Genomic DNA, 15,601 nt, shown 5'->3' on the forward strand with positions numbered 1-15,601 from the left:
CGACCGCACGGACCGCCTTGTTCTATGGGCAGGCCCCACCCCGCACCCAGGGGTGGAGCCTGCCCATCACCCACGCCCAAAGACATCGCGGTTGAACAGTCGCTCCCACGGGCGGCGACTCGAAGTGCAGGGTTCCCCGAAGAGATGAACCGCCCAAAAGCGCCATTTAAACCCGCAGGCCGCGGTGCGCTCCCATTTCTGGGATGCGCACCGCGGCCTGTGCTGGTCAAGCTCCTTGTGGTCTTAGATCAGCGAGTCGCTCAGGTGGTTCGGGGTACCGAAGCGGTGGGCGGTGATGGATACTGCCTGCTCGTGCAGGAACGGCAGCAGCTCCACACGCCCGGCGCTGGTGACGTTCGAGGCGTAGATCGCCACGTCCGGTTTGCCGTTGGTAGCCTCGGCAACCTCGGACAGCGATCCGCCGATCAGGCGGATGCGGGCTGAGGACTCCGGACCGGTCTTGGCAGCCAGCTTGGCGGCGCGGGCTGCAAAGCCCGCGGCATCTTCGCGCACCACGGTGACCGAGTGCTCGGCCAGCAGGTTGCGTACGCCGCGCGGCAGCTCGACGTCAGCGGAGAACACCACGCGCGAGCCCGCGGTCACGCCGGCGGCCAGCACGCGCAGTGCCTCGGCAATACCGTGGCCGCTGGTCTCGTTCTCATAGCGGACGGTCACGTCCACCGGGCGGTAGCGGAACACGTTGCGCTCGGCCTGCAGACCTGAACGGTCCTTGGCCTGGTTGAACTCGGTGTTCCACCACAGCTTGTCGCTGCCCAGGGCTGCGGACAGCCACTGGGTGTCTGCCTCGTCCAGACCTGCGGTGTTCAGCAGACGGTTGTCGAAGGTGGACAGGGCGGCGGTCTCGGTCACCGGCGCGTCGGTCCACGACCCCATGCCGACCAGGTAGTTCGGGCCGCCGGCCTTGGTGCCGGCGCCGATGGCCGACTTCTTCCAGCCGCCGAACGGCTGGCGCTGCACGATCGCACCGGTGATGCCGCGGTTCACGTAGATGTTGCCGGCCTGGATGTTCTCCATCCAGTAGGCCAGTTCGTCCTGGTCCAGCGAGTGCAGGCCCGAGGTCAGTCCGTAGTCGATCTCGTTGACCATGGCCACCGCTTCTTCAAGGGTTTCGGCGGTCATCACGCCGAGGATCGGGCCGAAGTACTCGGTCAGGTGGTACTCGCTGCCGCGCTTCACGCCGTAGCGCACACCCGGGGAGTACAGCTTGCCCGAGTCGTCGAGCTGCTGCGGCTTCAGTTCCCAGCGCTCTCCGGCGCCCAGGGTGGTCAGGCCGCGCGCCAGCTTCTCGCCCGGCTCGCCGATCAACGGGCCCATCTGCGACTCGGGGTTCCATGGGTAGCCGACCTTCAGCGACTTGACCGCGTCGATCAGCTGGCTGTTGAAGCGGCGGGACTCAGCCACCGAGCCGACCAGCACGACCAGCGAGGAGGCCGAGCACTTCTGCCCGGCATGGCCGAAGGCCGACTGCACAACGTCCTTGGCCGCCAGGTCCAGGTCCGCATGCGGGGTGACGATGATGGCGTTCTTGCCCGAGGTCTCGGCCAGCAGCGGCAGGTCCTTGCGGAAGGAACGGAACAGCTGCGCGGTTTCGTAGCCGCCGGTCAGGATCAGGCGGTCGACGCGGGGGTCGGAGACCAGCTGGGTGCCCAGATCGCGTTCGCCGACGAAGACCAGCTGCAGCACGTCCTTCGGCACGCCGGCGTCCCACAGGGCCTTGACCATGACGGCGCCGATGCGCGCGGCCTGGCTGGCCGGCTTGATGATGACGGCGGAACCCGCGGCCAGCGCCGACAGCGTGGAACCGGCCGGGATCGCCATCGGGAAGTTCCACGGCGGGGTGACCACGGTCAGCTTGGACGGCACGAAGGTTGCGCCGTCGACGTTGTCCAGGTCGCGGCCGCGCTGGGCGTAGTAGTGGGCGAAGTCGATGGCCTCGGAGACTTCCACGTCGCCCTGGTCGATGGTCTTGCCGCATTCGGAACCCAGCACCTCGAGCATGGTGGCACGGCGCTCTTCGAACAGCTGGCCGGCGCGGTGCAGGATCTCGGCGCGCTGGGCCGAGCCCAGTGCCTGCCAGTCGGCGGCGGCGTCCACGCCCATGGCGATGGCCTCGTCCAGTTCGGAAGAGGAGTTGATGGTGTGCGAGGAGACCAGGTCCTTGCCCAGCGTCGAGTCCTGCATCTTGGCCAGGATCGCGCGGCCCCAGGCGCGGTTCTGGTTCAGGTCCGGATCGGTGTCCGGGGTGTTGAAGAACTCGGTGGTGCCCTCTATCAGGCCCTGGACCTTGCCGGCCAGCGCCTCGTCCTGAACCTGGCGGTTCTGCACGCGGTGCGGCGGCGGAACCTGCTCGCTCATGGCTTCCAGGGAGGCCAGGAAGCGGTTCTTCTCGCGCTGGAACAATGCCTCATTCTTCTCCAGCTCGAAGACCGCTGACATGAAGTTCTCCTGGCTGGCGCCCTCTTCGAGGCGGCGGATCAGGTAGGCGATCGCCACGTCGAATTCCTCGGGGTGGACCACCGGGGTGTAGAGCAGCAGCTCGCCGACTTCGCGGCGCACGGCCTCGGCCTGGCCGGTGGCCATGCCCAGCAGCATCTCGAACTCGATGCCGCCGGTGACGCCGCGGGACTTGGCCAGCAACCAGGCCAGGGCGACGTCGAACAGGTTGTGGCCGGCCACGCCGATCCGCACGTTCTGCACGTGCTCCGGGCGCAGCGCGTAGTCGATGACCATCTTGTAGCTGGTGTCGGAATCCTGCTTGGTGTGCCAAGTGGCCAGCGGCCAGCCGTGGATGTCGGCTTCCATGGTTTCCATGGGCAGGTTGGCGCCCTTGACCACACGCACCTTGATCGGCGCGCCGCCGTCGGCCACGCGGGCCGCGGCGAAGTCCTGCAGCTGGATCATGGCGCCCAGTGCGTCCGGCAGGTAGGCCTGCAGCACGATGCCGGCTTCCAGGTTCTTGAACTCGTCCATGGACAGGATCCTGGTGAAGACCGCGATGGTCAGCTCCAGGTCCTTGTACTCTTCCATGTCCAGGTTGATGAACTTCTTCTTGGCGCCGCGGTTAGCCAGCTCATAGAGCGGCTTGAGCTTCTCGATGATGTGCTCGACGGCCTCGTCGAAGGCCCAGTGGTTGTGCGGGGCGACGGTGGCGGAGACCTTGATGGATACGTAGTCCACGTCGTCGCGGGCCAGCAGCTTGGTGGTGCCGTCCAGGCGGCGGGCCGCTTCGCCCTCGCCCAGAATGGCCTCGCCGAGCAGGTTGACGTTCAGGTTGACACCCTCGCGCTTGATCTTGGAGATCGCGCCGCCCAGCTTGGCATCGGAGGCGTCGATGATCAGGTGCCCAACCATCTCGCGCAGCACCTTGCGGGCTGCAGGGACCACGATCTGCGGCACGATCGGTGCCATCACGCCGCCCAGGCCCACGGCCTTGCGCATGTACCACGGCAGGAAGCCCGGCACCTTGGGAGCCAGGGCCTTGAGGTTGGCGGCGGCGACGTTCAGGTCCTCGGGGCGGATCACGCCGTCGACGAATCCGACGGTGAAGTCCAGGCCATTAGGGTCCTTGAGCACTCCGGCCAGACGGGCGGCGGAGGCGTCGGCCGGGAACTGCGCGGCTTCGGTGAGCCAGCGGCGGACCAGTTGGATGACGTCGTCGGCCAGTTCGGCCGGGGTGGTCAGGGCGTTGCCGGCGGCGTCAACGGCCGGCGGCACGATGTGCTGGGTGTTGATGGAAGACACTTGTGGTCCCTTCGATGCGGTTCATACATGGGGGTTCGGCACCGAACGCTCAGGTCGTTTTGGGCTGTGCTGGCCGCCTGCTCCGGTCCGGAACCACGCGCCACGCGAAGCTGTGTGCAAGATCGAGTATGGACCTTTTGCGGGTTAAGCAAAAGTGAACAAAACCGAAGGATTTCATTCGGATTTGCTAATGTTTCCAAAGGGTCTGAAATTCACCGGAAAATGCGGGGGTAAACCATGCTTGAACTGCGACGATTGCGGCTGCTGCGGGAACTGAGCATCCGCGGCACCATCGCTGAAGTGGCCGACGTGCTCAGCTACTCCCCTTCCTCGGTCTCGCAGCAGCTCACGCAGCTGGAGGCGGAGGCCGGCGTGGAGCTGCTGCGCCGCACCGGGCGCACCCTGCAACTGACCCCGCAAGCCCAGGTGCTGGTGGCCCACACCGAGGAGCTGCTGGATTCCATGGAGCGAGCCGAAGCGGCGCTGGCCGCGACTCTCTCCACGGTCACCGGCACCGTACGCCTGGCCGTGTTCCAGACCGCCATGCTGGCCTTGATGCCGCCGGTGCTCCGGGAGCTGCGCACTACCCACCCGCAGCTTCGAGTGGAGATGAGCCAGCAGGAACCGGCCGAGGCGCTGCACGAAACCAACAGCCGCAACTTCGATCTGGTAGTCGCCGAGCAGTACCCGGGGCACGCCGCCCCGCACTATGAAAACCTCGACCGACGAGTGCTAACCCACGACGCCATCCGGCTGGCCCTGCCGGCCCGGGGCGCGGCGGGCAATACGGAATTCGACCGCGTCACCGCGCTGGAGCATGCCGCGCATCTGCCCTGGGTCATGGAGCCCGACGGAGCCGCCAGCCGCCACTGGGCCGAGCAGTCCTGCCGGTTGGCCGGCTTCGAGCCGGACGTTCGCTACGAAACCGCGGACCTGCAGGCCCATCTGCAGCTGGTGGCCTCCGGCAACGCCGTGGCGATGCTGCCCGCGCTGGTCCTGCGCACGGATTCCGGCTCGCTGCGCGCGGTCGAATTGCCCGGCGCGCCGATGCGCACCATCTTCACCGCAATGCGGCACTCCTCGGCCCAGTCCCCGGCCATGCAGGCGGTGCGCTCACTGCTGCACCGGCAACCCGGAATGAGCGACGAACAGGGGTCGGCCGCCCCGCTGCCGCCAAAACCGCGCCTTCGATGAGTTGGGTCACATTTAGGTAACAACGCTCCGGAGGGCGCGCGACAAACCCGCCGATTGGTGCCATAGTGGTGACTCGCACCACAAGACCCCGCGCTCCGTCCCGGTACCTCACTCCGGCGGGCAGAACAGGTTATGAGGAAACATGTCCGACCAGACTTTTCAGATGATCGCGATCGCGATCTATATGGCCGCCATGCTTGGCATCGGCTATATCGCGTATCGCCGCACCAACAACATCGATGACTACATGCTGGCCGACCGCGGCCTGAAGCCGTGGGTGGCAGCGCTGTCTGCTGGCGCCTCGGACATGTCCGGCTGGCTGCTCATGGGCCTGCCCGGCGCCATCTACATCGGCGGCATGCACGAAGCCTGGATCGCCATCGGCCTGCTCATCGGCGCCTGGCTGAACTGGAAGTTCGTGGCTCCTCGCCTGCGTTCCTACACCGCCATCGCGCAGAACGCGATCACCATCCCGAGCTTCTTCGAGAAGCGGCTGAAGGACGGCACGCACATGCTGCGGATCGCTTCCTCGATCATCATCCTCGGCTTCTTCACCTTCTATGTCTCCTCGGGCATGGTCGCCGCCGGCAAGTTCTTCGACTCCACCTTCTCCTGGCCATACCTGAACGGCCTGCTCTTCGTCGCGGCCATCACCCTGCTGTACACCCTGTTCGGCGGCTTCCTGGGCGCCTCGCTGACCGACATGGTCCAGGGCCTGCTGATGTTCGCGGCGCTGGTCGCGGTTCCCATCGTCGCGGTGCTGCAGGTCGGCGACATCAACACGCTGGGCCAGCGCATCACCGACGCCAACCCGGTGGCCTTCAACCTGTTCTCCTCCTTCGATGGCAACAGCACCTTCCTGGCCGTCGTCGCCATCTTCTCCACCGCCGCCTGGGGCTTCGGCTACTTCGGCCAGCCGCATATCCTGGTGCGCTTCATGGCGCTGCGCACCCCGGCCGAGGCCAAGAGCGCGCGCCGCATCGGCATCGGCTGGATGTTCCTGACCACGCTCGGAGCGGTGTGCACCGCGCTGATCGGCATCGCCTACTTCGCCGACAGCCCGCTGGACAAGTCCAGCAGCGAGACCGTGTTCCTGCTGCTCAGCCAGGTCTTCTTCCACCCGCTGATCGCCGGCCTGGTGCTCGCCGCGGTGCTGGCGGCCATCATGTCCACCATGTCCTCCCAGCTGATCGTCTGCTCTTCCGCGCTGGTGGAGGACCTGTACAACATCGCCGGCCGCAAGGCCTCCCCCAAGACCCTGGTGAATCTGGGCCGCGCCGGCGTGCTGCTCATCGCGGTCATCGCGGTGCTGCTGGCGCTGAACCCGAACTCCTCGATCCTGGACCTGGTGGGCTTCGCCTGGGCCGGCTTCGGCGGCGCCTTCGGCCCGATCGTGCTGCTGAGCCTGTACTGGCGCAAGCTGACCGCCGTCGGCGCCTTCGCCGGCATGGTCTCTGGCGCCGTGGTCGTCTTCGTCTGGGGCAACATTCCCGATCTTTCGGATGCAATGTACGAAATCGTTCCGGGCTTCGCCATCAACCTGCTGGTCGCCTGGCTGGTGTCCCTGAAAACCTACCGCCGCAACGAGCAGGTGCAGGAGGAATTCACCGAAATGGAGAACGAGCTCGGCGTCAAGGTCACTGCCTGAGCCTCGTTGGCATTGCCTGCCCTTCATCCGGCTCCCGCCGTCCCCGACTTCGGAGACGGCGGGAGCCGTTGCCTTCTCCCCGGGCCCTGCATCGCGTAACAGTCGAAGCACACTTCCCCGCCTTCCCCTCCGAACCGTCTCGCACCAAGTAGCCTTGGGATAAGCCACACGCTCCACGACGCAGGGGGAATCTCGATGAGCAGCACCAAGAAGTTCACGCACTGGCAGCGCACCGAGTCCCAGTTCCTGGCAGCAGGGGCCGACGCCGTGTACTCGATCGTCGGCAACCTCTCGCAGACCGGGCACTGGATGAAGCAGCTGGGGTTCACGGTGCACGACGACCAGCGCGGAGTCGGCACCAAGGTGGACCTGCTGCCTCCGGGCAAGGTCTTCGGCCCGCTGCACCGGGCCACCGCACCGTCCGGCTCCATCACCCGCCGCAACCAGGCCGCGCGCATGGTCGAGTTCACCCAGCCACAGCCGGGCGGCTCCATGGTGCTGCGCTGGCGGGTCGACGAGCACCAGGGCGGCTGCATGCTGCACTTCACCGTCGAGCTGCACGGCCCGGGAACCACAGCCTTCAAGTTCACCGTGGGCAGGGAATTATGCGAGGACTTCGCCGTGGCCGCCGCCCGGCTCTACCGGCTGATTGCCCATACCGCGCACATCAAGCTCGACGCCCACGTGGTCATCGCCGGCGGGCGCGGATTCCTGGGCCGCAACCTGGCAGCCGATCTGGTCTGCCGCGGCGCTTCGGTGGTGGTCCTTTCACGCACCCGAGAGGCGGATTTCCCCACCGAACAGTACATCTGGGATGGGCAGCACCAGGGCCCGTGGACCGGCGCCTTCGCCAGCGACCGCCCGGTGCACCTGGTCAACCTGGCCGGCGAACGAGTGGACAAGCGCAACACCGCGGAGAACATCGCCGCGCTGACCGACTCTCGGGTGCGCACCACCCGCACCCTTGCCGAAGCCACCGCCCAGGGCGCGAAGCTGGCCACCTGGATCCAGTCGAGCACCACTGCGATCTTCTCCGACGCCGGCGAAACTGAACTCACCGAATCCAGCCCCATCCCGACCGGCGAGCGCGCCCTGCCCGAGATGACCGGGGTGGCTGTCGCCTGGGAGAAGGCGTTCACGCAGGCCCAGGTCAATGCGGAGCATCGCTATATCCTGCGCACCTCGCTGGTCATGCACCCGGATGCCCCGCTGCTCGGCCCGCTGAACCTGCTGGCGAACACCGGGCTGGGAGGCAAGATCGGCCACGGCAAGCAGTGGTTCAGCTGGATCGGGATGGAGGACTGGCTGCGCGTCATCCGCTGCCTGCTGCGCCTGGAAGCGCCTGCGATCCCGGACGGGATCGTGCATGCCACGGCCCCGAATCCGCTGCGCAACGAAGAAGTGATGGCGGCCCTGCGCTCGCTGGCCGGCATGCCCGGCCTGCCGACCGGCAGCTTGATTCCCACGGTGGGCGCGGCGGCCATGGGAACCAACGCCCGGGTGGTCCTGACCGGGCGCAAGGCCACCAGCGAGGTCCTGCAGAAGGCGGGTTTCGTCTTCGAGGAAACCGACTTCGCCGCAACCGTCGGACGCTAGCCGGACCGCGATGGCCGGTGGATCCCTTGCGGATCCGCCGGCCTTCGCCATGTCATCTTCGGTCACACCGGCTCCCAGCCGGGCCGTCCCCGCAGCTTCGCGCCATGTCAGAGGGAGGCGGCGGCAGACGCCGGCCAATGTTCATCGGCCGTTCACCGCGCGGTGTTCCTGTGCTCACCGCAAGCGCTGAGCATGAAACTGTCACACCCCGTGCGCGCAGTGCCCTGCCTATTGACCGTTTGAGAAGGACCCGACTACCGACATGGCCAATATTCTCGAAGCTTCGTCCCACATAACACGTCCCCGAATCCCGAAGCCCAGTGAGCTGTCCAAGCTGCGTCATCAGCTCCAGGCCACCGACGGCCTGACCGCAAACGCCGCCATGGATGCCGCCTACAACAACGAGCCCCACCCCGAAGCGGCCCCGCGGGTGCTGCCCTTCGGACGGCAGCTGAAGAACATGAGCGAGGTGCGCCATTTCTTCCGCACCAATCAGACGCCGATCTATTTCATCGGGGCGACACCGGTCAACCTGTTGGGTCTGGACCGATGGGTGAGGAAGTTCAGCTACATCACCTATTACGACGGGTGGGACGGACAGCATCCGCGCGTCTTCACCCCCAGCGAGAAACACTATATGGAATTCGACAGCGCCGAGGAGATCAACAACTGGCTGCTGGAGAACTCGGAGGTCCGCGAATTCATCGACTCCCAGCGCACCGTCGGCGGACCAAAACCCAAGGTTGCCATGGTGTTCTTCGACGAAGAGACCGAATCCATCTGCGAGGAGCTGGGTTACGACCTGATCCTTCCCCCGGCTTCCCTGCGCACCGAACTTGATTCAAAAATCGTCACCACCAAGCTGGGCAACGCCGCCGGGGCTCCTTCGGTGCCCAACATGCTGGGCACCGCTTCCAGCTACCACGAGTTACTGGCCCTGGCCCGCAAGGGCAAGCTCGGAGACGACTTGGTGGTGCAAACCCCCTACGGGGATTCGGGCAAAACAACATTCTTCATCGCCAACGAAGAGAACTGGAACCAGTATTCGAAGTACATTCTCGGCGAAGACCTCAAGGTCATGAAGCGCATCAACAACCAACCGGTCGCGGTCGAGGCGGTCCTGACCCGCTGCGGCACCGTGGTGGGGCCGATCCTCACCGAACTGGCCGGCTACAAGGAGCTCACCCCCTACAAGGGAGGGTGGTGCGGCAATGAGATGCACCCCGACATCCTCACGGACTCGCAGCGAGCGCGGGCCATCGAGCTGGTACGGAATGTCGGCAGCGGCCTGCAGAAGACCGGGTACCGCGGCTTCTTCGAGGTCGACGTGCTGGTGGACACCGACACCGACGAGGTGTACCTCGGCGAGCTGAATCCGCGCATTTCCGGGGCCAGCGCGATCACCAACGTCACCGCCGGCGCCTATGCGGACGTTCCGCTGTTCCTCTTCCACCTGTTGGAGTACTTGGACGTGGACTTCATGCTGGATGTGGACGAGATCAACGAACGCTGGCAGGAGATGTCAGGGGCTGATGTGTGGAGCCACATGATCATCAAGGAAACCGACGACATCCTCCAATACCTGACCCATGCGCCCCGCACGGGCAACTACTACCTCGATTCCCGGGGCAAACTGCAATTCTCACGCTCCGCCCTGGACTGGCACCAGCTGCAGAACCACAAGGAAGCGTTCTTCCTGCGCATCTACGGGGAGCACGACTACCGCTGGAAGGGAGCCGATCTTGGGGTCCTGGTCACCAAGGCCAAGCTGCAGTACGAAGGCAAGAAAAAAACCAAGCTCACCATCGATGCCAAGCATTTCATTTCCTCCATCCGCTCCCAGTACAAGGGCATCGACGTACCTCCCAATGAGAATGGAAACTGATTCGGCAGGCCCGCCAGGCGACGGCGTCCTTCCCGCTCGGCCGGAGCCGCAAGGCGCCCTGTCCATCGCGGGCTGGCAGGCCCCGCAGAACGTCAAACGCTCGTTCCAGAACATCGCGCGCATCCACCCGACCGTACGGGTCTCACGCGGCGACGGGCCGATCGTCAAGCTGCCGCTGGCCGAGGAGAAGCTCGGCAAGCTGGAGGTCGCCAAATCCAGCTTCACCGATCCGGCCTTGACGGTGCGCGGGGTCATCCATGCGACGAACACCGACGCGGTGCTCGTCATCCACAACGGGCGGATCCTGTGGGAGAAGTACTACAACACGATGACGGCGCAGAGCGACCATCTGCTGATGTCGGTGAGCAAAACGCTGGTGGGCACCCTGGCCGGAGCACTCATCGACGCCGGGCTGCTGGATGCTTCCCGGCAGGTCTGCAGCTATGTTCCCTCGCTGGCGCGCAGCGGCTACGCCGGGGCGAGCGTGCGCGACCTCCTGGATATGCGTTCGGGCATCCAGTTCTCGGAGGAGTACCTGGATCCCAACGCCGAGGTGCGCCTGCTGGAAGAGGCCATTGGCTGGGCGCCGGAGCGCGGGTCGATCGGCCCGATCGGGATGTACGACTTCCTGCTGACGCTCAAGGCGAAGGGGCCCCATGGCGGAGCATTCGAGTACCGCTCCTGCGAAACGGACGTGCTGGGCTGGGTCTGCGAGGCCTCCGGTTCAGCGCCGCTGCAGCAGCTGCTGTCAGAATATGTATGGTCGAAGCTCGGCGCCCAGCAGGACCTGCTGATGGGTGTGGACCAATACGGAACCGGCATGTTCGACGGCGGCTTCAACACCACGCTGCGGGATCTGGCCCGCTTCGGGCACGTCTACGTCAACGGCGGCCGCGCGCTGACCGGCAAGCAGGTTGTCTCCCCGGCCTGGATCGAGGACAGCTTCCGGCAAAGCGATGAGCTTTTCCAGGCGTTCGCGCAGTCTCCGGGAGAGAACCTGATGCCCGGGGGCCGGTACCGCAACCAGATCTGGTTCCCCAATCCCACCACGAACGCGGCGGTGGCGCTGGGCATCCACGGGCAGATGATCTACATGGACCCCGCGGTGAAGCTGGTGGCGGTCAAGCTCTCCAGCTGGCCGCTGCCCCAGGACGCGTCCAAGCTCTTCCCCACCCTACGGGCCTTCGAAGCAGTGGCTCGGCATCTGGGAAGCTCGGCCTGAAGCGGAGACCACGGCGCAACGCCCCGGATACAGCCTGGCGGCATCCGGGGCGTCCTGGTGCGCTTCGCCGCTAGCTGTCCTCGGCGAATTCGCGCAGCGCGCGGTTCGTGAAGACCTGGTAACCCAGGTCCGGATGGTACCCGTGGATCTCCCTGGTATCGAGCACATCCATGTAGCGCATGATGTCCATGGTGACGACCTGCCCCGGCACCAGCACCGGGAAACCCGGCGGGTAGGGCGTGACGAATACCGCTGACACGACGCGTTGCCCGGCGCCGATGCGCTCCTTGATCTGGGCCGAGGACAGGAACTCCGTGGCCGGGTCCTTGTAGGTCAGGTAATAGGCGGCGCGCATGTTGCCGCTGCCGCCACCGCCGTCGAACTCCGGGGCGAACGAGCTGAAATCGGGCAGCGGGATCTTTCCCGGTCCTTCCACGGTGCCCATCGCCAGCACCCGGCCGTCGATCCGGCTCTGGCGTTCCAGGCTCTCGGCGATCTTCACCAGCACCTCGATCAGGTGCGCCGCGGCCGAACGGGTGGTGCCGATGTTCGTCATCAGCAGCACCGAGCTGCGGCTGGTCTTGTTGACCTGGATCGAATGACCATCCATCAGGTAGGTGTGCTTGAACGTGTCCCCGTCCACCCCGGTCCGGCTGATGTCCAGCGTCAACCGCGACGGATCCACCACAAGCTCGTCCTGCTGCCAGGATTCGTCCCAGACCGCCAACCCGTCCCGCACCGGATTCGCCGTGCGCGTGGCACGGTATTCCTCCGGGATCAGGTCCGCGGTGTTCAGGATGCGGAAGTACTTGTTCAGCAGCTTGTTCCGGCTCACCGCCCGGGCGATGGACTGAGCCAGGTCCACCTGGCGCTGGACCAGCGCGTAGCCTTCAAGCTCCGCCTGCCGACGCCCGATGTCCAGCGAAGCGAGGATCTGGTAGTTCGGCGAGGTCGAGGTATGCGTCATATAGGCTTCGCGGAAGGTATTCAGGTTCCTGGCAGCGAAATCCTGGTCGTAGATGTGGATCATCGACCCCTGGCGCAGGGAGGTCAGGGTCTTGTGGGTCGATTGGGTGGAATACACCCGCAAGCGCACGGTTTCGGGATCCGGGATCAGCCGGGTGCGCAGCCAGAGCCCGTCATTGGACGGATCCGAGGACGTGCCGGGCTCGGGCAGCGCCGCAGCCTGGGCCGCGTAGCGTTCGCGGTACTCGTCGGTCTCCATGCGCTTTTCCATGCGCGCCGCGGCGGTCATGCCGGTGCGCTGGCGGTAGATCGGATGGAAACCGGCGAAGGCGAACCAGGCCTCGTCCCAGAGGAACACCAGGTCGGGCTTGATGGCCAGGCACTCCTCCATGACCTTGCGCGGGTCGTAGATGATCCCGTCGAAGGTGCAGTTGGTCAGGGTGAGCATCTTGACCTTGTGCAGCAGCCCCTCGCGGCGCAGCTGCAGCAGCCGGCCCTTGATCTCTTCCAGCGGCACCGCGCCGTACATGGAGTGCTCGTTGAGCGGGTAGGCCTCCAGGTAGCTCACGTTCGCCCCGGCCAGCACCAGGGAATAGTGGTGCGACTTGTGGCAGTTGCGGTCCACCAGCACGATGTCCCCCGGGGCGAGGATCGACTGGTGCACGATCTTGTTCGCGGTCGAGGTGCCGTTGGTGACGAAGTAGGTGCGGTGGCTCTGGAAAGCCCGGGCGGCCAGCTCGTGCGCCTTCTTGATGGAGCTCTGCGGGTCCAGCAGCGAGTCCAGCCCGCCGGAGGTCGCCGAGGTTTCGGCCAGCAGCAGGTTCTTGCCGTAGAAGTCCACCAGGTCCCGGGCCCACGGCGAGTTCTTCACCGAGGCCGCGCGGGAAATCGGCAGCGCGTGGAAGACCCCGCCGGGGCGCTTGGCGTACTTCTGCAGCGCGGCGAAGAACGGGGTGTCGTAGCGGTCGGTGATTTCGGCGAGGATCGACAGGTGCAGGTCCATGCGGTCGTTGCGCGAGAAGATGCGTCGGAAGCGCCCGGTGATCTCGTGGGCGATGGATTCCAGCGCCACCCCGGCGATCAGGTACACCGGCAGCTCGGGGCGCAGCTTTTCAAGGATCTGTTCCAGATCGAGCAGCCCCTGGATCTGGCGCCGGGAGGTGAAGTACCCGTTCATCCGCCCGGCGATGAAGTTCTGCAGCGTGGAGCTGAGCCGACGGCTGGATTCCAGCGAATACCTGGCCGAGAGCACCACCGACTGGATGGAGGGGTTGATGACGATCGCCGCCAGCGCGTCCTCGACGCTGGGCACCACCACGAAGTTGTAGTGGAACGGATCGGTGCGCTGGCGCTGCTCGAGGATTTCCTCCGTGAAGCGCTCGATCTCCTCGGCCGGGCCGTTGTCCACCAGCAGGATCTCCACCTGGGGAACCGCGCGGGCGCTGTCCTGGCGGGAGGCTCCGTTGGCGGTGCCGTGTTCTGCGGACTCGGGCGCGGCGTTGTCGTGGCCCTCGGCGTCGAAGTACTGGGTCTGGGTCCGGAAGGTCTGGTTGGCCTGATAGACCAGGCGCATGGCGTCCTCGTAGTGCCCGTCGGACATCAGGGCGGCCACGTGGTTGAAGAACTCCAGTCCCGGATTGGCCCAGTAGGGTTCGATCGAGGACAGCAGCCCGAGCAGCCGCCCCGCTTCCTGCTCGTTCTCTCGCCGGCCGGCGTCGTCCACCGGGGTGGAGGAGATCTCGCTGAGTACATAGCCCAGGTGTTCCCACGCGTCCTTGCGTTTTCTCCACGCGCTCTCCGGCGTCGCGATTGCCTGGTAGTTGCTCTTGGCTAACCTCGTTGTCACGGTTGCCGTTGTCCTCTCAGCTCTGCAGCACGAACCGATACTTGATCGGTGACGGAAGCGTCCTGCGCTGCCTTCTAATCGAGACAATAGGCGAAATTGGCCGCAGATTGATGAGCAGAAGCACATATGACGGATTATGATCGGCTATCAGCCAAGAATTTTCCTGTTGTTTACCCGGGGCGCGGCTGCGGTCCCCGCGCGACGGCACGACGCGGCAAAACTCCCGGATTACCGCGCTGGATGCGGCACTGGATGCGCCTGTTCCCCGCTGGGGCCTCGGCGGCGCAGGCCCTTCGCGCTGCTATCGGGCGGTTGTCGGAGTGGTCAGCCGTCCTCCGCGCTTTCGGGCCCCGAGCACCAGCGAGGTGCGGATCTGCACCAGCTGGCCCCAGTCGGTCTGCGCGATGAACCGGTACAAGTCCTGCTGCGACGGCACCGTGACGTCCACCAGCAGCTGCGCGTCCCCGGCGATGGCCGCCAGGTAGCGGACCTGGGGCAGCGCGCGCAGGCGCTGGCCGAGGTCGTCGATGTGCTCCGGCGAGACCTGGACCCACAGCAGCGCTTCGACGGGAAGTCCCAGCAGGGCCGGTTCGACCAGGGTGCGGATGCTGATGTGCTCGCCGCGCAGCAACGCCTCCACCCGGCGAGCTACCGAGGATTCGCCGAGTTTCACCTGTCGCGAGATCGCCTCGATGCTCGCCCGGCCGTCCCGGCGCAGCGCTTCGATGATCGTCAGGTCTGTTGCGTCCAGTTCCCCGGCCGGTTGCCAGGCAGTACGTTCGCCGCCGAATTCGGGCTCCAGCATCCGCAGCTGAGCCGGTGACAGGTTCCCGGCCTGCCAGCCCCTGATGGTCTTGAAGAACTTCAGGATCGGGTACACCTGGATCTGGCTCAGCCCGGGAGTGGCCGGAAGCTGGAGGGTGAGGATTTCGTCCAGTCCCCCGTCGTAGTGCAGTTCGCTGACCACGTCGCTCTGGCCGGTCACCATGTAGGTGAAGCTCGTGTCCGCCCGGGCGGACAGCGCCTCGCTGGCCACCGGGACCGTGCCCGGAACGCAGTTCAGGGCCGCGATCACCGCTCCGGCCCGGTGGCGGATGGCGGCGATGTTCACCATGCCCTCCTCCAGCAGCGCAGCCCCGTGGCGGGCCACCGTGCGTTCGGGCTCGTCCAGCACCTTGGCAATCTTGCGCCAGGTGGCCCGGCCGTCGACTTGGAGGGCCATGACAATGCGCTGCTCGAGTTCGCCCAACACCTGAAGATCAACCATGACTTCAACTGTCGGGCTATTTCGCCGGCAACGCAACATCTGTCGGCCGGGCCGCGGACAGATGGCGATTTCAGCTGCCAATTGCCCTCACAAACGGCTCCGGATTCCTTGAAACGGGGGAAATCGACAGAAAATTGGCGAGAATCCCCAATTCTTGCCAATAGGGGCCGGGAAGGGCGACCGTTAAAGCAACGAGATCCACCTCACACTCCGCA

At 65.7% G+C, this 15,601-nt stretch carries 8 protein-coding genes; 5 read left to right on the forward strand and 3 right to left on the reverse strand.

What is annotated here, in order from left to right:
- Positions 1-243 precede the first annotated feature (243 nt).
- Positions 244-3,735, reverse strand: a complete 3,492-nt coding sequence (locus tag IEY43_RS16470) for a proline dehydrogenase family protein (RefSeq protein WP_229777465.1) — start codon at positions 3,733-3,735, stop codon at positions 244-246.
- 264 nt (positions 3,736-3,999) lie between these two features.
- On the opposite strand from IEY43_RS16470, the gene IEY43_RS16475 reads away from it, so the two are divergent.
- The 5 genes from IEY43_RS16475 (at position 4,000) to IEY43_RS16495 (ending at position 11,307) form a co-directional block, all read left to right on the forward strand.
- Positions 4,000-4,956, forward strand: coding sequence for a LysR substrate-binding domain-containing protein (locus IEY43_RS16475; protein ID WP_188949865.1), 957 nt, complete (start codon positions 4,000-4,002; stop codon positions 4,954-4,956).
- A 142-nt stretch (positions 4,957-5,098) separates the two neighbouring features.
- On the forward strand, positions 5,099-6,604 hold the full coding sequence (putP, locus tag IEY43_RS16480; RefSeq protein WP_188949867.1) for a sodium/proline symporter PutP: 1,506 nt from the start codon (positions 5,099-5,101) through the stop codon (positions 6,602-6,604).
- A 195-nt stretch (positions 6,605-6,799) separates the two neighbouring features.
- On the forward strand, positions 6,800-8,200 hold the full coding sequence (locus IEY43_RS16485; RefSeq protein WP_209550332.1) for an NAD-dependent epimerase/dehydratase family protein: 1,401 nt from the start codon (positions 6,800-6,802) through the stop codon (positions 8,198-8,200).
- Between the two features lie 262 nt (positions 8,201-8,462).
- Entirely contained in the window at positions 8,463-10,085 is a 1,623-nt protein-coding gene (locus IEY43_RS16490; RefSeq protein ID WP_209550333.1) for a biotin carboxylase, read from the forward strand.
- Positions 10,075-11,307, forward strand: coding sequence for a serine hydrolase domain-containing protein (locus tag IEY43_RS16495; RefSeq protein WP_188949869.1), 1,233 nt, complete (start codon positions 10,075-10,077; stop codon positions 11,305-11,307). The genes IEY43_RS16490 and IEY43_RS16495 overlap by 11 nt, the downstream gene beginning before the upstream one ends.
- Positions 11,308-11,377: 70 nt before the next feature.
- On the opposite strand, the gene IEY43_RS16500 is transcribed toward IEY43_RS16495, so the two are convergent.
- Positions 11,378-14,119 carry an aminotransferase class I/II-fold pyridoxal phosphate-dependent enzyme gene (locus IEY43_RS16500; RefSeq protein ID WP_229777460.1) on the reverse strand — a complete coding sequence of 914 codons (2,742 nt, stop codon included), beginning with the start codon at positions 14,117-14,119 and terminating at the stop codon, positions 11,378-11,380.
- Positions 14,120-14,420: 301 nt separating this feature from the next.
- The gene (locus IEY43_RS16505; protein ID WP_188949872.1) at positions 14,421-15,386 is read right to left on the reverse strand and encodes an Lrp/AsnC family transcriptional regulator; all 966 of its coding nucleotides are present in this window, start codon (positions 15,384-15,386) and stop codon (positions 14,421-14,423) included.
- Between the last annotated feature and the right edge of the window lie 215 nt (positions 15,387-15,601).

The sequence above is a fragment of the Glutamicibacter protophormiae genome (assembly GCF_014647495.1).
Taxonomy (GTDB): Bacteria; Actinomycetota; Actinomycetes; order Actinomycetales; family Micrococcaceae; genus Glutamicibacter; species Glutamicibacter protophormiae.